This is a genomic window from Sulfurimonas hydrogeniphila, from assembly GCF_009068765.1.
Taxonomy (GTDB): Bacteria; Campylobacterota; Campylobacteria; order Campylobacterales; family Sulfurimonadaceae; genus Sulfurimonas; species Sulfurimonas hydrogeniphila.
On sequence record NZ_CP035534.1, the window covers coordinates 996,745 to 1,013,166 of the forward strand.

At 36.2% G+C, this 16,422-nt stretch carries 15 protein-coding genes; 12 read left to right on the forward strand and 3 right to left on the reverse strand.

Annotated elements, in window-relative coordinates; genetic code table 11:
• The first annotated feature begins 1 nt into the window (after nt 1).
• The 8 genes from ETP70_RS05240 (at nt 2) to ETP70_RS05275 (ending at nt 6,891) form a co-directional block, all read left to right on the forward strand.
• A complete protein-coding gene (locus tag ETP70_RS05240) occupies nt 2–1,387 on the forward strand; it encodes a glutamate synthase subunit beta (protein WP_151900191.1) in 1,386 nt (461 codons plus the stop codon).
• A 130-nt stretch (nt 1,388–1,517) separates the two neighbouring features.
• The gene (gene accD, locus ETP70_RS05245) at nt 1,518–2,363 is read left to right on the forward strand and encodes an acetyl-CoA carboxylase, carboxyltransferase subunit beta (protein WP_151900192.1); all 846 of its coding nucleotides are present in this window, start codon (nt 1,518–1,520) and stop codon (nt 2,361–2,363) included.
• A 1-nt stretch (nt 2,364) separates the two neighbouring features.
• Nucleotides 2,365–2,928 carry a thiamine phosphate synthase gene (locus tag ETP70_RS05250; protein WP_151900193.1) on the forward strand — a complete coding sequence of 188 codons (564 nt, stop codon included), beginning with the start codon at nt 2,365–2,367 and terminating at the stop codon, nt 2,926–2,928.
• Nucleotides 2,925–3,383, forward strand: a complete 459-nt coding sequence (locus tag ETP70_RS05255) for a 23S rRNA (pseudouridine(1915)-N(3))-methyltransferase RlmH (protein WP_151900194.1) — start codon at nt 2,925–2,927, stop codon at nt 3,381–3,383. The genes ETP70_RS05250 and ETP70_RS05255 overlap by 4 nt, the downstream gene beginning before the upstream one ends.
• 13 nt (nt 3,384–3,396) lie before the next feature.
• Nucleotides 3,397–3,747: an RNA polymerase-binding protein DksA gene (dksA, locus tag ETP70_RS05260; RefSeq protein ID WP_151900195.1), complete on the forward strand. Its 351-nt coding sequence runs from the start codon at nt 3,397–3,399 to the stop codon at nt 3,745–3,747.
• An 11-nt stretch (nt 3,748–3,758) separates the two neighbouring features.
• Entirely contained in the window at nt 3,759–4,778 is a 1,020-nt protein-coding gene (locus tag ETP70_RS05265) for a hypothetical protein (RefSeq protein ID WP_151900196.1), read from the forward strand.
• Between the two features lie 2 nt (nt 4,779–4,780).
• Nucleotides 4,781–5,737 carry a tRNA dihydrouridine synthase DusB gene (dusB, locus tag ETP70_RS05270; protein WP_151900197.1) on the forward strand — a complete coding sequence of 319 codons (957 nt, stop codon included), beginning with the start codon at nt 4,781–4,783 and terminating at the stop codon, nt 5,735–5,737.
• Nucleotides 5,737–6,891 carry a hypothetical protein gene (locus ETP70_RS05275; protein WP_151900198.1) on the forward strand — a complete coding sequence of 385 codons (1,155 nt, stop codon included), beginning with the start codon at nt 5,737–5,739 and terminating at the stop codon, nt 6,889–6,891. The genes dusB and ETP70_RS05275 overlap by 1 nt, the downstream gene beginning before the upstream one ends.
• A 4-nt stretch (nt 6,892–6,895) precedes the next feature.
• On the opposite strand, the gene ETP70_RS05280 is transcribed toward ETP70_RS05275, so the two are convergent.
• From ETP70_RS05280 to ETP70_RS05290, 3 genes are read right to left on the reverse strand one after another with little or no spacing between them, the layout of a single operon-like run.
• The gene (locus tag ETP70_RS05280) at nt 6,896–7,798 is read right to left on the reverse strand and encodes a hypothetical protein (protein ID WP_151900199.1); all 903 of its coding nucleotides are present in this window, start codon (nt 7,796–7,798) and stop codon (nt 6,896–6,898) included.
• Nucleotides 7,795–8,109, reverse strand: a complete 315-nt coding sequence (gene fliN, locus ETP70_RS05285) for a flagellar motor switch protein FliN (RefSeq protein WP_151900200.1) — start codon at nt 8,107–8,109, stop codon at nt 7,795–7,797. Before fliN ends, ETP70_RS05280 begins: the two co-directional genes overlap by 4 nt.
• Nucleotides 8,102–8,527 (reverse strand): chemotaxis protein CheX, encoded by a 426-nt coding sequence (locus ETP70_RS05290; RefSeq protein ID WP_151900201.1) that lies wholly within the window; start codon nt 8,525–8,527, stop codon nt 8,102–8,104. The genes fliN and ETP70_RS05290 overlap by 8 nt, the downstream gene beginning before the upstream one ends.
• 105 nt (nt 8,528–8,632) lie before the next feature.
• On the opposite strand from ETP70_RS05290, the gene ETP70_RS05295 reads away from it, so the two are divergent.
• From ETP70_RS05295 to ETP70_RS05310, 4 genes are all read left to right on the forward strand, one after another.
• Nucleotides 8,633–9,364 (forward strand): sulfite exporter TauE/SafE family protein, encoded by a 732-nt coding sequence (locus ETP70_RS05295; RefSeq protein WP_151900202.1) that lies wholly within the window; start codon nt 8,633–8,635, stop codon nt 9,362–9,364.
• 7 nt (nt 9,365–9,371) lie between these two features.
• On the forward strand, nt 9,372–12,194 hold the full coding sequence (gene uvrA / locus ETP70_RS05300) for an excinuclease ABC subunit UvrA (RefSeq protein ID WP_151900203.1): 2,823 nt from the start codon (nt 9,372–9,374) through the stop codon (nt 12,192–12,194).
• A 72-nt stretch (nt 12,195–12,266) separates the two neighbouring features.
• Nucleotides 12,267–14,336: an EAL domain-containing protein gene (locus ETP70_RS05305; protein ID WP_151900204.1), complete on the forward strand. Its 2,070-nt coding sequence runs from the start codon at nt 12,267–12,269 to the stop codon at nt 14,334–14,336.
• Nucleotides 14,337–14,419: 83 nt separating this feature from the next.
• Nucleotides 14,420–16,369 carry a methyl-accepting chemotaxis protein gene (locus ETP70_RS05310; RefSeq protein ID WP_151900205.1) on the forward strand — a complete coding sequence of 650 codons (1,950 nt, stop codon included), beginning with the start codon at nt 14,420–14,422 and terminating at the stop codon, nt 16,367–16,369.
• Nucleotides 16,370–16,422: the final 53 nt, after the last annotated feature.

Below are 16,422 nucleotides of genomic sequence, written 5' to 3' on the forward strand. Positions count from 1 at the left end.
AATGCGCGAATACCTAAAAACTGAGAGAATTGACCCGGCAAAAAGACTGGTTGTTGACAGAACAAAAGATTTTGGTGAAATTTACGAAGTCTTTGATAAAGATGAGGCAGCAACACAGAGTGACAGATGTATTCAGTGCGGCGATCCGTTTTGTTTAAACAAATGTCCTTTGCACAATTATATTCCTCAATGGCTCAAATCTATTGCCGAAAAAGATTTGGAATTTGCTTTTAAACTCTCCAATGAACCTTCTCCTTTCCCTGAAGTCATGGGAAGAGTATGCCCGCATGACAGACTCTGTGAAGGGGATTGTACATTAAATGACGGGCACGGGGCGATTACCATCGGTTCTGTTGAAACACACATTACTGAAGCAGGATTTAAAGCAGGATATACACCGGATTTTCCTGGAATAACAACAGATAAAAAAGTGGCTGTTATCGGAAGCGGTCCAGCAGGACTCTCTGCTGCTACCTATCTTTTGCGTTCAGGCATTGCTGTAACCATGTATGAAAAAAGTGACCGTGCAGGCGGTCTTTTGACATACGGTATTCCAAATTTCAAACTCGATAAAAAAGTAGTTGAGAGACGTGTGAAACTTTTGGAAGAGGCCGGATTGACACTTGTGCTCAACAGTGAAGTGGGACGTGATATAGAGTTTGAAACTATTGCAAACGAACATGATGCAATGTTTATAGGCGTTGGTGCAACAAAAGCAAAAAGTGCGGGTATCGCAGGTGAAAATGCACCAAATGTCTACAAGGCAATGGATTATCTTACAAACATACAAAGAAAGAATTTTAAACAGCCGTATGATAAAAAATTTGATTTTAAAGATTTAAATGTTGTGGTCATCGGTGGAGGTGATACGGCGATGGATTGTTTAAGAACTGCAAAACGAGAAGGTGCAAAATCTGTTACATGTTTGTATCGCAGAGATGAAAAAAACATGCCGGGCAGTAAAAAAGAGTATAAAAATGCGATGGAAGAGGGTGTTGATTTTACATTTCTTGTAGCACCCAAAGAGATAATATTAAATGAGGAAGGACGTGCAGTGGCGGTAGAAGTTGTAAAAACAACTCTGGGTGCCAAAGATGCTTCAGGCCGTCAACGCATGGAAGAGGTAAAAGGTTCACAATTCAGAGTGAATGCAGATGTGGTTATAATGTCACTTGGATTTGATCCTGTTGTGCCGTCGTTTTTAGCTGAAAACGGCATAGAGACAAATTCATGGGGTGGGATTATTGTGAATGAAGAGACATACGAAACAACAACACCCGGTATATATGCCGGAGGCGATTGTTTTCGTGGTGCCGATTTAGTTGTAACTGCGGCTTTTGACGGTCGTGAGGCAGCAAGAAGCATTATAGACTCTTTGTTGCAATAAATTCAAGCAGATTTACTTGTTTTTGATGAGTAAATCTGCCTTTCTTCTGAAAAAAATATTTTCAAAAATTCTTTAAAATCAACATTAATTTGCTATAATAGAGTCTATTTATATAATTTAAGGATTTTTTTTGAATTTACTAAACCTTTTTACAAAAACATTTGACAATAAACAACCGGAAAAAGCCGAAGCAGGGTCTCATTGGATTAAATGCAAATCATGTCACTCTCTTATGTACTACAAAGAAGTTGAGAACCAAAACTATGTATGTCCAAAATGTGGGTATCATATCCGTATAGGTGTAAAAGAGAGACTCAACATGCTTGCAGACGAGGGAACATTTGTAGAGTATGATGCTTCATTGGAACCTGTGGATCCGTTGAAGTTTGTTGACAAAAAACCTTATAAAAAACGTCTTGAAGAAGCCTATGCAAAAACAGGAAGAAAATCATCAGTAGTAAGCGGTGAATGTAAAATGAACGGGGTTGATGTACAGCTTGTCATTTTTGATTTTGCTTTTATGGGCGGTTCTTTGGGCTCAGTTGAGGGTGAAAAAATTGTTCGCGCGGCTGAGAGAGCTATTGAGAAAAAGCAGGGTTTGATCATACTCAGTGCCTCAGGTGGTGCAAGAATGCAGGAATCAACCTTTTCACTGCTGCAGATGAGTAAAACTTCGGCGGCACTGGCAAAACTTTCCAATCACAAACTGCCTTTTATCTCTGTGCTTACGGACCCGACGATGGGTGGGGTGAGTGCCTCTTTTGCCAACCTTGGTGACATTATTATAGCTGAACCGGGAGCGTTGATCGGTTTTGCAGGACAGAGAGTTATTGAGCAGACTATTGGTTCAGAATTGCCTGAGGGATTTCAAAGAGCTGAATTTTTACTAGAACACGGTTCCATTGATATGATTGTCAATCGAAACAAGTTGAAAAAAACCCTCTCTGATATGCTGACTTTACTGAAAAAAGACTGATATGAGACTCTATGCGTTATGTGATCAGGACATGCTTGATAAAAAAGGAATTTCTTTAGAATCCTTTATAGGTATTGCAAAAAAGAAGAATGCTGAAATTATACAATATCGAAATAAAAATGCAGACATCGCTTTTATTAAAGCACAATTGATAAAAATCAGAAAACTTTATGACGGTTTTTTGATAGTGAATGATGCCTATGAGCTTGTTGAATTCTGCGATGGGGTGCATGTAGGGCAGGAAGATCTTAAAGCTATAGATACAGATGTATTCAAGGCAGTCAAAATTTTACGAAGTGTTATAAATGAAGACAAAATTTTAGGTATTTCAACGCATAATGAAGAAGAAGTTTTGCAGGCAAATGCAATGGATTTAAACTATATCGGACTTGGCGCATACAGAAATACTGATACAAAAAAAGATGTATCAAGCCTTCTTGGAGATACCCTGGATACCATTGCCTCAAAATCCAGACACCATGTCGCTGCTATAGGCGGTGTGAAACTTAATGATTCATTTGAACATGTAACATACAATGTAATCGGGAGCGGCTTACTCCAATGAATATAGAAATCGTCTCTATAGCAAAAAGAGAAAAAACACTTTACGATCCGCTGTATAAAGAGTTGACAAAAATGATATCAAGGTTTGCAACTGTAAAAGATACGGAGATTTTTTCAAAAGATGTAACAAAAGCACACACAATTTCCCCACAGGCCGCTCAAAAAGCATATACCAAAGCTTTAGAAGCTTATATTGGGAAAGATTTCTGTATAACTTTGCATCCAGATGGAAAACTAGTAGACAGTTTTGAATTTAGTAAGCTTCTAAATGATAAAATGTCTGTAAAATTTTTTATAGGCGGAGCATATGGTTTTGAAAAAGATTTTTTAGACCAAAGCAATGCTGTTGTCAGTTTAGGCAAAATAACAATGAGTCATAAAATTGCCAAGGCGGTTTTATTGGAACAGATCTATAGAGGTTTTGCTATACTGAGCAATCATCCATATCATAAATAAAAGGGAAATATAAGTGCAAGCAAGTGAGTTAAAATATTTTAAAGAGTTACTACTGAGTCGAAAAGAACAGATAGAGAAAAACATTCAGGGTGTCCGAACAGAACTAAGTGAACTGAGTTCGTTAGATTTAAATGATGAAGGCGATCATGCTTCGGCAAATAACAATTCTATGGTAGAAGGTGCTATAATAGAGCAGCAAAAGCAGGAATTGGATGAGATTGAAAAAATACTCTCTAAAATTAAAAACGGTGGTTATGGTGTTTGTGAAATGTGTGAAGATGAAATAGGATTTCAAAGACTGAAAGTAAAACCGCATGCTGCATACTGCATTGACTGTAGAGAAATAGTAGAGAAATCTAAATAAAGGATTGGAGAATGTATATTAAAAGGTACACAGTAGCTGCATTGGTTTGGATGGGACTTGTCGGTTGGTATGTTTACGCATATGTAACACAGGAAAGCATGAGTATAGATCTGTTTGGCATTCCTATGCCGTCACTCTCTATTGCTTTATGGGTAATCATACCGATATTTATCCTATACCTTGCAAGCGTGGCACATATGACATTCTATTCAATTATCGGTAATTTTCGATTACGTAAATATGAAAAAGATTATGAAAAACTTATTAATGCTGTTATTGATGCCTACCTGGGAAAAAAAGAGAGAAACTATACATTTAAAACCGATAGATATACTCTATTGGGAACGCTTTTGCAAAATAGTGAGATGCACCCGGTCGGAGAGATTATAGGAAAAATAAATAACGAAAAAATTGAAAAAGTACTGCGTATTATTCAAGATGTCAAAAACGGTGAAGTTGTGGATCTTAAACCATACAATTTACCGTCTGACAATGAACTTGTGATACAAAACGAAAGAAACAGATACAAAAAAGGTCAGATAAGTGCAGAAAATATTCTGGCAAACTGTACCAAATATGATGACAGTATATGTAAAGAGGTTTATGTGGATTATGTCAAAACCGCACCATTGAGCGGTATTGAAAAATATAAATCCTTTTTAACAAAAGAGGCTTTACATGTAATCCTTTCAAGAATTAATGCTGATGAAAATATTTTGAAAATCAGCAATGAAGTACTTATAGATTTATTTAAAAAACTTGATCTCAGCAAGAAAGACTATATTGAAATTTCTTCGATTCTATCTAAAGGCGGTATGATTCCGGAACAGAGAATAAAACTTTTTGAAATATTGTCTGAAGAAGATGAAGATGCTGTGGATGCGTATCTTTATACGCTTTATGACCTTGAAATGATAGCACCGGCCAATGCTATTCTTGACAATTCTCAGCCTGATGAGTATCAGAACTTTAAGGCTTATCGTGCGCTTAAAGAGTGTGGACAAAACTTTAGTATAGATATGTTTCTGTAATAATGAAAAAAACAAAACTCTCCTTTGACAAGCCATTATATGTATTAGCCCCATTGGCGGGTTTTACTGATCTTCCTTTTAGAAGTGTGGTGAAAAAATTTGGAGCAGATTTGACTGTCAGTGAAATGTTGAGTTCAAATGCTCTGGCTCACGGTTCACAAAAAACACTGCATATGCTGGAAAAATCTTCTTTGGAAGATCCGTATTCTGTACAAATTGCAGGTGCTGATGTTGATATTGTACGTCGTGCGGTTGAAATACTAAACGAACAGGATGGAATTGACATTATTGATCTGAACTGTGGTTGTCCTGTACCCAAAGTTGTGGGTCACGGCAGTGGCAGTTCTCTTCTTTTGGACCTTCCTCTAATGGGAGATATAATAAAAACTATTAAAAATACTTCCAATAAAAATATGACCAGTGTTAAAATAAGATTGGGCTTTGAAAAGAAAAACCATGTAGATATTGCAAAAGTCGTACAGGACAGCGGTGCAGATTTTATTGCAGTGCATGGAAGAACACGAACCGGCAAGTTTAAAGCAGCTGTTGATTATGATGCAATAAGAGAGATAAAAGAGGCTGTAGATATCCCGGTGATTGCCAACGGAGATATAGACTCTTATGAAAAAGCCAAATGGGTGCTTGAACATACTGGTGCTGACGGGGTTATGATAGGTCGCGGTGCAGTAGGGGCTCCGTGGATATTTCATCAGCTTAAAACCGGTGCAGAATCTATCGAACAGAGTCTTAAACATGAAATTATTATGGAACATTTTGACAAAATGATAGAGTTTTACGGACAGCATGGTGTTGCAATGTTTAGAAAGCATACCCATACCTATTCGAAAGGCTATCGAGGTGCATCAGTTTTGAGAAATGAAGTAAACTCAATTGATGATATAGCAACATACCGTTCAGTCATAGATGACTTCTTTAAAAACAGTGAGATGACACTCTGATGTTAGAAATTTCTCCGGCAATTAAAAATTTAGAAAAAGAAGACATAGCGGATAATCTACTCCATTATGTTTATAATACAAAACATTTACTCTCTTTAATTAAAAAAGGCATTGAACTGGATGATCCTTCCTATTTGAGTTCCTACCGTTCCTTTGAAGGGGAAGTGTATGAAAATTTTATTTATGAGAAGCTTTTGCGTTACGCCCAGGAGAATGACTATATAACAAAATTTGTACTCAAGGGTTTTCATCAGGGAAAATGCAAAGCCTATGCAAATACTCTTTCCATCAGCGAGAAAGAACAAATAGTCTACAGAACAAAAAGCCGTGAAATCAGTGAATTTGATGCAATGTTTTTGACAAAAAACAATGAACTCTATTTTGTTGAAATGACACTGGTAAAGTCTGTATTGAAATTGCGTCGCAGGCTGAGAAAGAAAAAAGCACTTTTGGAAATTATCTTTCCAAACTACACAATTAAATCATTAATTATCTTAAATGAAGGTGCCACAGGTGCCAAGCAGTTTCCGTCATACTGTAAAGTATGGTTTACAAAAGAGTTCTCGGCTGCAGAAGTTTTAGAATATATTACAAAACTCGACAAACAAAAACTTTTGCCAAAAGACAAAATAAATTCCAAGAAAATGATAGAAGCACACATGCTGAAACTTCATCCGTTCAGGTATTATAATACCATGAGCTGGATTACCAAAACAATACGTGCAAATAAAAAATATGTCATAGATATGAATTTCTTGATGACTGAAAAAGTACAAAGATATCATGATTTATACAATAAATTTTATGTCGGTTTTTTGACTGTAAAAGATATGAAAAACATACTGCAGTTAAAAGAGGGTGAATATTCGCAAGAACAACGGGTAGTTGTTGCATTGGAAAAGAAACATTCTGATGAGATTGTAGTGACGTACTACATACAGACAACCCGTAAGAATCTTTATCTGTACAGTTTTAATGACGGGAAAGTTGTGAAAGAAAAAAAAGATCCTTACGGAATTACTGTAACAGAAGTGTTTCATATCAATAAATTGATGAATGAGAGCTATTTGTTAAGTATATCTCAGGTCAATACAATTAAAAAACTACTGAAAGAACGTTTTAAAAGAGAGAGTCAAAAACCAAACGTAAATTAGTTTTTTACTGCATTTCATAGGCTATGTTTGCAGCTCTTTCTTTGTATGCCTGAAGAGGTTCCTGCTTTTGTGATGTTTGCGATTTACCTAAAAATTTTTCTAAATCTTCATGTCTGCTTTGTAAAATCTCATCAAACTCCTTTTGGGATGCCGGCTTGTTATCTGTAAATTTGTCCAGAAGTATATTGCCGTTACCCATAAGAACCAGGTAGCTTTGATTGCCAAAGTCAAGCATAACAACACTGTTCTTCTCATCTATGGCTTTTTGAAACCGTATACTGACATTTTGTTCTGTCATATCAGTGTTGTCATTTTGTAAAGGGGATTTTTTTGTGTCTTTAAAGAGCCAGTTGTTATTTGATGTTTCCGTATTAGCAGGGAGAGGTTTCATTTTTTTCTTGATATATAAAAGTATAAGAATTCCAAGGATTAAAATCGCAACCACAATATAATAACTTGAAGACATTGCGTCATCCTTTTTTGTCGGCAATGCACTGAGTGAATTTACAGAAGAGGATGATGCTTTTTTAAAAGTTGATGATTTTACAGCTGTTTTGTTTGTAAAGCGCAATCTCAATCCGTAGCCGTCAGATGTTTTTGAAGCAATAAGTTTTGTTGATGGAGATATAGAAGCAACAATCAGGGTTTCACTGTTAAGAGGTGTGATAGTCAATGAGTGTAAATACCGGGAAGAGACTTTTTTTATTTTTGGTGATTCTATCGTGGCATCTTCAAGTTTTATGATGATTTTTGATTTACTGATACTCTGCTTTATCTGCCCGGTGTAAGGTGTATCAAAAGTAATCATGACATCGGCTCTGTCAGTTCTTTCATAAATATTATAGCTTAAAATTTTTGAAGCATACAGGGAAAACGGCAGAATAAAAAGTAATAAAATTTTAATCATAATCTCTCTTTTGACAGGTAGTAGAGTACAGCACTTGAATCCAGCACTTCATTGATACGGATAGCGAGGTTTTTTTCGTAAACCATCACTTCTCCTTTTCCTATAATACGTCCGTTGACATAAGACTCAACACTCTCTCCTGCCGGTTTTTTTAAATCGATAATAGATCCTTTTTCAAGCTTTAAAACTTCTGCAACACTCAACTCGGTCTCTCCCAGATCAGCAATAAATTCAACTTCCATGTCTAAAATACCGGAGTAGTCCATCCATGAAAGTTCTTCTTGCAGGTCAAATTTTTTTGTATCAGGCATCTAATTCCTTAATGGCAATAATGAGTTCGGCATTGTCTATATGAACGACTTTGCGCTCATCAAAGCTAAAGTCAAATTCTCCGACTTTTGCAAAATGAGGCGTTCCCATTGTATATGAGATTCCAAGTCCTTCAGCAATGACTTTGGCGCTTCCTATAATAAGATTGGCAGTTTCAAGTGTCATTTCCTTGAGCGTCTCTTCATCACTTTTTTCTTCTTCTAAAAACAGTTTTGAAACTTTCTGCATAAAATCATTGTCAGAAGCTATATAAACTCTGTAGCGTTTCTGGTCTTGAGTTTGTACATCTATGTAAGCAATAAGTGTTCTCTTGTTTGTCGGGGCATCTTTTATTTCGCATGAAGCGCCGATTTGATGTATGCAAAAGTTTTTTGCTGCTTCTTTTAAGCTCTCTAGCATTATCTACCTTTCTTATAATTCATAGATTATACTTGAATGAAACACAAAGTAAAATTAAACTATTATTTATATTGGGGTATAATTCCAAAAAAGTTATGGATAATAATGATTGAATTAATCTTGCTTGGTACTTTTGTCGGTTTGCTGTCCGGGCTTTTTGGAATAGGCGGTGGAACAATTCTGGTGCCACTGCTGCTATTGCTTGGGTATGAAACAAAAATTGCCATAGGCATTTCGGTTATTCAGATGGTTTTCAGCTCTGTTTACGGCAGCTATCTGAATAATAAAAAAGGAACACTTGATGTCCTGATGGTTGTTATTATTGGACTTGGCGGTTTTACCGGTGCCCTTTTAAGCGGTAATATTACGGCAAGTTTCAGTGACCAGACCTTGGAAATGGTCTTTTTGGCATTTGCTGCATTTGCACTTATTCGCCTTTTTATGAAAACACATGACTATAAACACGAAAAGAAAGTAAACAAGGCAGTGCTTTTTGTCACAGGTTTTGTCATAGGGGCAATAAGCATGTCCATAGGGGTAGGCGGGAGTCTGATTCTTGTCCCTATACTTGTTGGGTTTTTACATGTACCTTTGAAAAAAGCTACATCAGCAGGACTGTTCTTTGTTGTTTTTTCATCTGTTTCGGGGTTGATATCGCATACACTGCACGGGCATGTTGATTATACAAGTGGAATCATTATAGGGTTGGCATCATTGGCAGGTGTGTATGCAGGCATACATTTAAAGCATCATATCTTAAATGTATCTCTGCAAAAAAAACTCTTAACTGTTCTTTATCTGATTATTGTAATATATTTGCTCTATAGAATTTTTTGAGGTATAAATGAAAAAAAAAGATGTAATTAAAATCACCGGCGCGCGCGAAAACAATTTAAAAAATATCAATTTGACAATTCCTAAAAATGAATTGATTGTGATGACTGGACTCAGTGGAAGCGGGAAGTCTACTCTGGCTTTTGATACGCTCTATGCAGAGGGTCAGCGCCGCTACATGGAATCACTCTCTTCGTATGCAAGACAGTTTTTAGACCGTGTAGGCAAGCCTGATGTTGACAAAATAGAGGGGCTCACACCTGCTATAGCCATAGATCAAAAAACAACCTCAAAAAATCCGCGTTCAACTGTCGGAACAATTACGGAAATATATGATTATTTTCGACTGCTGTATGCCCGTGTCGGTATTCAGTACTGTCATAAATGCGGCAAAAAGATTTCTCAAATGTCGGCTTCGGATATAATTGGCGAAGTTGCAAAGCTGCCTGAGGGAGCAAAACTTGTCCTGATGGCACCGCTTGTAAGAGAGAACAAAGGTGCCTACGCAGACCTGATTGAGTCACTTGTGCATAAAGGCTATGTCCGTGCTCAGATTGACGGTGTTATGGTACGTCTGGATGAAGAGATAGAACTCTCAAAAACAAAAAAGCATACGATTAAAGTAGTTGTTGACAGAGTGATTGTCAAAGAAGAGAACAAAGAACGAATCGCATCAGATGTGGAAAAAGCGCTCAAAGAAAGCTACGGCGAACTGGAAGTGGAAATACTCAACTATGAAGAACTCGGCTGCCCTCAGCATATTCACTATTCGGAACATAACGCCTGTTTTGACTGTAAAATAAGCTTTGAACCGCTTGAACCTTTGAGCTTCTCTTTTAACTCTCCAAAAGGCGCCTGTTCTGAATGTGACGGTCTTGGCATACGTTATGCACTTGATATTGACAAGATTATTGACAGTGATCTGAGTATTGAAAAAGGTGCTGTTAAAATTGTTTACGGTTTTAACAAAGGTTACTATTTTACCTTTTTAAAGGGTTTTTGTGCACATAATGACATTGACGTTACCGTACCGTATTCTGAATTGCCATTGCACCAGCAAAAAGCGATTTTACACGGTAATATAGATGAAGTAGAGTTTTTGTGGAAAAACCATAAAGTAAAAAGAATATTCCCGGGTATTATCCGTATAGCCTATGATATGCTTAAAGACGAAAAAGAACTTGCAGACTATATGAGTGAAAAGGTCTGTGATGTCTGTGGCGGGCACAGGCTCAAACGCGAATCTTTGGCAGTGAAAGTGGCTGATACAAAAATAGCACAGCTTCTCGAAATGCCGATTGCCAAAACCTATGAATTTTTTGCCAATGATGAGAACTTTTCCTATTTCGACAGACAGTCAAGAATGATAGCAGAGCCTATTTTAAACGAAATCAAAGAACGACTTTTCTTTCTTTATGATGTAGGACTTGGCTACATTACTTTGGGTCGTGATGCCAGAACCATAAGCGGAGGAGAAGCACAACGCATACGAATAGCTTCACAAATCGGTTCGGGACTTACAGGTGTCATGTATGTGTTGGATGAGCCGAGTATAGGACTTCATGAAAGAGACACCTTGAAACTTATCCGAACACTCAGAAGCCTGCAGGAAAAAGGAAACACCGTTATCGTGGTTGAGCATGACAAAGAGACCATAGAAAATGCAGACTTTATAGTAGACATAGGAAGCGGTGCGGGAAAATTCGGCGGAGAAGTTGTTTTCAGCGGAACACTGGAAAAATTGAAAAAAGCAAAAACACTTACAGCTGACTACCTTTACGGACGTAAAAAAATCGAGTATTTTTACAGACGTCCGCAGGAAAAATGGATAGAAATCAAAAATGTCACTATTAACAATATTGAAAACCTGAGTGCTAAAATTCCGCTCAACAACTTTGTCTGCATCACAGGAGTCAGCGGCAGCGGAAAAAGTTCTCTGATGCTTCAGACACTTCTTCCGACGGCAAGAGAACTGTTAAATCATGCCAGAAAAGTCAATAAAGTAGCAGGTGTAGAAATAAACGGATTAGAGCATGTTGATAAAGTGATATATCTTGATCAAAGCCCGATAGGGCGTACTCCAAGGAGTAATCCGGCAACCTATACCGGTGTTATGGATGAAATCCGCAACCTATTTGCTCAGACAAAAGAGAGTCAGATTCGCGGATATACGGCATCAAGATTCTCTTTTAATGTCAAAGGCGGTCGGTGTGAAAAGTGTCAGGGAGAGGGTGAAAACAAGATAGAAATGCACTTTTTGCCTGATATTATGGTCAAATGCGATGCCTGTGGCGGGAAACGCTATAACCAGCAGACTCTGGAGGTTTTTTACAAAGGAAAAACCATCGCCGATGTGCTTGCCATGAGTGTGGATGAGGCTTTTGAATTTTTTAAACCTATTCCTAAGATACACCAAAAAATGAAAACACTTGTCGATGTAGGACTTGGCTATATAACTTTGGGTCAAAATGCCGTAACGCTCTCAGGCGGAGAAGCGCAGAGAATCAAACTCTCAAAAGAGCTCAGCCGTAAAGATACAGGAAAAACGCTTTATATTCTGGATGAACCGACAACAGGTTTGCATTTTGCCGACGTTGACAGATTGACAAATGTACTGCATAAGTTTGTCGAACTCGGTAACTCTATGCTCATCATTGAGCATAATCTTGATATGATAAAAAATGCCGATTATATTATAGATATGGGTCCTGAAGGCGGCAGCGGCGGGGGACTCATAATAGCGGAAGGTTCCCCGGAAGTGTTGGCAAAGAACCATAAAAAAACAGGCTCTTACACCGGTGAATATCTTGAAAAAGAGTTAAAGTTACATTGAAAAAATAATAATAATTTCACATTCATATGTTAAAGTATTAAAAGTGACTACTTTATTGGAGGATGTGAAACAATGTTTGGAAAAGTTCAGCTTAAAACTAGACTCTATGTAACTCTTGGAGGTTTGATATTTCTTATATTTATAGTTGGAGAATGGAGTTTATGGCAATCTTCTCAGATAAATAAACGAGTAAGTAATATTTATACTCAAGAAGTGATCCCTTTAGAAAACATATCACACCTTAAGGGGGCTCTTTATAGGATTCGAGATAGAAGTTTACGACTTCTTGATGCTAAAGATCCTTTAGAAATTATACATCACCAAGAAATCATATCTCAGCAAGTAAAAAGAATTGAAGAAGAGTTAGATAGCTATGATAATACAAGACTTTCAAATGAAGAACTTTTAGAACTTGAAAAATTTAAAGTAAATTTTCACGAATATCTTTCCATTATTTATGAAAAAATCTATCCATATCTTTTAAAAAAAAGTGAAAATGAGCTTGAGCCAATTCTCTACAAAGAGGCTATTTTTGAGTTTCGTCAAGCAAGAGAAGCACTCAATGAACTCTCAGAATACCAGATACAAAGAGCAAAACTGAGACACCAACACTCTGATGAGATTTTCAGTAAGCAAGTTATTATAATTCAGCTTATTATTTTAGTTATAGTGGGTTTAAGTGGTTTTTTTGCAAAAATGCTCATGAATTCTATTATAGAACCAATTAAGCAGATAAATGACGTACTTGCTACCATTTCTCATGAAGATTTTTCTAAGCGTATTCGTGTTACATCAGAAGATGAATTAGGAAAAATGTCCCAGATGCTTAACAACAGTATAGCAATGCTACAAACTACTTTCCAGGAACTTTCAATTTTAATAAATTATGATAAACTAACAAATCTGCCAAATCGAAAAATGTTTCAAGAGGAGATAGAGAAGTGTATAAGCAAATGTCTTAAGAGTAATGAACTCTTTGCAGTGATGTTTATTGATGTTGATAATTTTAAAAATATTAACGACACTTATGGACATACAACGGGAGATAAACTTTTAGAGATTATTGCAAAAAGGATGAAAACACATATTCGCTCCAACGATATACTTGCACGACTTGGTGGTGATGAGTTTGCTATACTGCTTCAAAATATCAAAAATCCAACAGTACCTGGCAATATCGCAAATAAAATTTTAGATACTATGCAAAAACCCATCTATATAGACCAGCATACTATCTTTACCTCCATATCTATCGGTATATATGTCTCAGACCACCAAAATGAATCAAGGGAAAAGATACTCTCATATGCTGATGTTGCGATGTATGCTGCAAAAAATTCAGGAAAAGCAAAATACATCTATTTTAATAAAAAAATGTATGAAAAACAAGAATCTGAAACATTGTTAGATATTCAACTAAGAGATGCTGTACAAAACAAAGAATTTCGAGTATATTTCCAGCCTATAGTCGAGCCAAAAACAGAAGCACTCTACGGCGTTGAGACACTACTACGATGGGAGAGAGATGGAGAAATAATCTCCCCTGCTAAGTTTATAGCCAAACTTGAAAGTAATGGGATGATTCTTGATGTTACTTATATGATTATAGAAGAGGTTTTTGAGATGATAGAGCGAAGAGGCTTTAAAAATGTAGTTTCCATAAACCTTTCCATCTTACAGTTTTATGATGAAAACTTTATCCCATTTTTAAAAAGAGTATTACAGAAGTATCCATCAATCAACCCTCAAAAAATCTATTTTGAGATAACAGAGAGTGTTTTTGCTCAAAACAATGATCTTATTTTTAGCACTATGGAACTTATTAAAAAGTTAGGCTTTAAGTTTTCTTTGGATGATTTTGGGACAGGGTACTCTTCATTGTCTTACATTAAAGACTATCCAATCAATACTATAAAAATAGATAAAAAATTTGTTGATAATCTTTTAGATGATGTAAGAGCACAAGAACTACTTGAAGGGATTGTCTATTTGGCAAAAACACTGCATCTTACTATTGTTATAGAGGGAGTTGAAGATGCTGCAACACTCAAAAGTGTCACAAAACACAACAGTGTAAAAATTCAAGGCTACTATTTTTACAAACCAATGACAAAGGAGTCATTTGAGAGACTTTTAGATTAAATATGAAATATATTTCATATTTAAATCATCATAAATTCATATCGGTTTGCTAGTATTAGATAACTTTAAACAAAGGTGCTTATATGTTGAAAAACATTACTATTAAACAACAACTCCTCATTGTTCCTGTCGTTATCTCCCTTGCATTTATCTATCTTTATTTTGCTATTGATTCTAACTTGGACAAACTTGAAGATAAAAGTCAAAAAGCTTCTATCTCCAACAAAATCGTCAAAGAGATGCTTGAAGCAAGAATAAACGAAAAAAACTATATACGACGAAAAGATGCAAACTATGCAAATGAGCTTCAAAAACTTGTGCAAGAGAGTTTACAAGAAGCAAAAGCTTTAAAGAAGAGTTTTAAAGATCCACAAAACAAACAGCTTGTTCAAGATGTTATAACAAACATAGAGCAGTACCTTCATCTGTTTAAAAAGTTTCAAAAACTTCGAGATGCTTCTTTAGAAGAAGAGGCAAAGATGGTAAAAGAGGCAAAAGATGTCGAAATTATCGCTTCAAAAGTAAGAGATATTCAAAAAAGACAGCGAGATAAAGTCATACGCACCTCAAAAGATGTACGAGTTATAGCAGATGAGATAGAAGAGGCATCTTTAGCGAACAAAATAGTAAAAGAGCTTTTGCTTATGCGAATAGCAGAGAAAAATTACCTTCGCCGTAAAGATATAAAGTATCAAGACCAGGTAGAGGCGTATATTAGAAATATTGAAAAGCTCTCTTTACATGTAAAAGATATTTTAGGCTCTCCAAAAAACAAAAGAATGATAGATGATATTTTGAAAGCTTTGAGTGAATATAAAAAAGCTTTTTATACTTTTAGTGAGCTGCGAGAGAAGTCACTTCAGGTAAATAAGCAGATGAAAAAAGAAGCACAAGAGGCTCAAGAAGCTCTTGTTACATTAAGAAAAGATCAAAAACAAGAGAAAGAGAAACTTGCTCAAAGTCTTCAAATGCAGTTGATTACTCTTTTTATAGCTATAGGTTTAGGTGTTATTGTCTTTATGCTTTTTGTATCTACTACTATTAGTAGAAACCTTATGCAGATAGCGAATGCTGCAAAAAATTTAGCTTCTGGAGATGGTGATTTAACAAAGAGAATCCATATTGAAGGTAAAAATGAATTGGCTAATGTTGCCAAATATATTAATCAATTTATTGAGAAGGTTCAAAATGCCATAAGTGAAGCTAAAACAGTCAGTAATGAAGCCTCATCAATATCAAACGAACTCTCTGCTACATCTTTAGAGATTGGCAAACGGGTAGAAGATGAAGCTACTCTTGTAAAATCTATCAACAACGATACAGATCAAACAACACAAGAAGCAGAGTTTGTTGATGATACAGTTCAAGAGATGCAAAAGATCTCACAAAACTCTTTTGAAGCATTAAGCCAAACTACAGAAAAAATAAATGCCCTTATTAGTACCGTAAAAGACTCCAGTGTAAAAGAGGAAGAACTTGCACTCAAGATGCAAGAGCTTAAAGAGAGTACCAATGATGTAAAAAGCATACTTGAACTCATAGGCGATATAGCTGAACAGACAAATTTGCTCTCACTCAATGCAGCCATTGAAGCAGCACGAGCAGGAGAGCATGGACGAGGTTTTGCTGTTGTTGCTGATGAAGTAAGAAAGCTTGCAGAGAGAACCCAAAAAAGTCTTACAGAGATAAATGCCACCATCAATGTTGTTGTGCAGTCAGTTGATGAATCAAGCGATAATATGCAAGAAAACGCAAAAGAGATAGCTCAAGCAGCTGAACAGGCAGGTGATGTAGAAGAGAGCATAGACAGTGTTATGGATGCTATAGAAAAATCAAAATCAATGGCACAGGAGAGCTCTTTAGCTGTAGATAAACTCAAAAACAGAGTTGTTGACATCTCCAAAAATATGGCGAAGCTCAATGATGTATCTATCACTAATGCAAGAAGTGTTGAAGAGATTGCTGCAGCAGCTGAACATCAAAATGATATCATTGAAAAATTAAATGCCCAACTTAGCAGTTTTAAAAGTTAGAAAATGCACAAGCTAGTACTTATTGGCGCATCAACAGGTGGACCAGGGCATAT

Excerpts from the sequence above, each read along its gene's own strand:
- ETP70_RS05240 (WP_151900191.1), top strand. The coding sequence starts at position 2 with ATGCGCGAATACCTAAAAACTGAGAGAATTGACCCGGCAAAAAGACTG.
- ETP70_RS05250 (WP_151900193.1), top strand. The coding sequence starts at position 2,365 with ATGAGACTCTATGCGTTATGTGATCAGGACATGCTTGATAAAAAAGGA.
- ETP70_RS05255 (WP_151900194.1), top strand. The coding sequence starts at position 2,925 with ATGAATATAGAAATCGTCTCTATAGCAAAAAGAGAAAAAACACTTTAC.
- ETP70_RS05265 (WP_151900196.1), top strand. The coding sequence starts at position 3,759 with ATGTATATTAAAAGGTACACAGTAGCTGCATTGGTTTGGATGGGACTT.
- dusB (WP_151900197.1), top strand. The coding sequence starts at position 4,781 with ATGAAAAAAACAAAACTCTCCTTTGACAAGCCATTATATGTATTAGCC.
- ETP70_RS05275 (WP_151900198.1), top strand. The coding sequence starts at position 5,737 with ATGTTAGAAATTTCTCCGGCAATTAAAAATTTAGAAAAAGAAGACATA.
- ETP70_RS05280 (WP_151900199.1), bottom strand. The coding sequence starts at position 7,798 with ATGATTAAAATTTTATTACTTTTTATTCTGCCGTTTTCCCTGTATGCT.
- fliN (WP_151900200.1), bottom strand. The coding sequence starts at position 8,109 with ATGCCTGATACAAAAAAATTTGACCTGCAAGAAGAACTTTCATGGATG.
- ETP70_RS05290 (WP_151900201.1), bottom strand. The coding sequence starts at position 8,527 with ATGCTAGAGAGCTTAAAAGAAGCAGCAAAAAACTTTTGCATACATCAA.
- ETP70_RS05295 (WP_151900202.1), top strand. The coding sequence starts at position 8,633 with ATGATTGAATTAATCTTGCTTGGTACTTTTGTCGGTTTGCTGTCCGGG.
- uvrA (WP_151900203.1), top strand. The coding sequence starts at position 9,372 with ATGAAAAAAAAAGATGTAATTAAAATCACCGGCGCGCGCGAAAACAAT.
- ETP70_RS05305 (WP_151900204.1), top strand. The coding sequence starts at position 12,267 with ATGTTTGGAAAAGTTCAGCTTAAAACTAGACTCTATGTAACTCTTGGA.
- ETP70_RS05310 (WP_151900205.1), top strand. The coding sequence starts at position 14,420 with ATGTTGAAAAACATTACTATTAAACAACAACTCCTCATTGTTCCTGTC.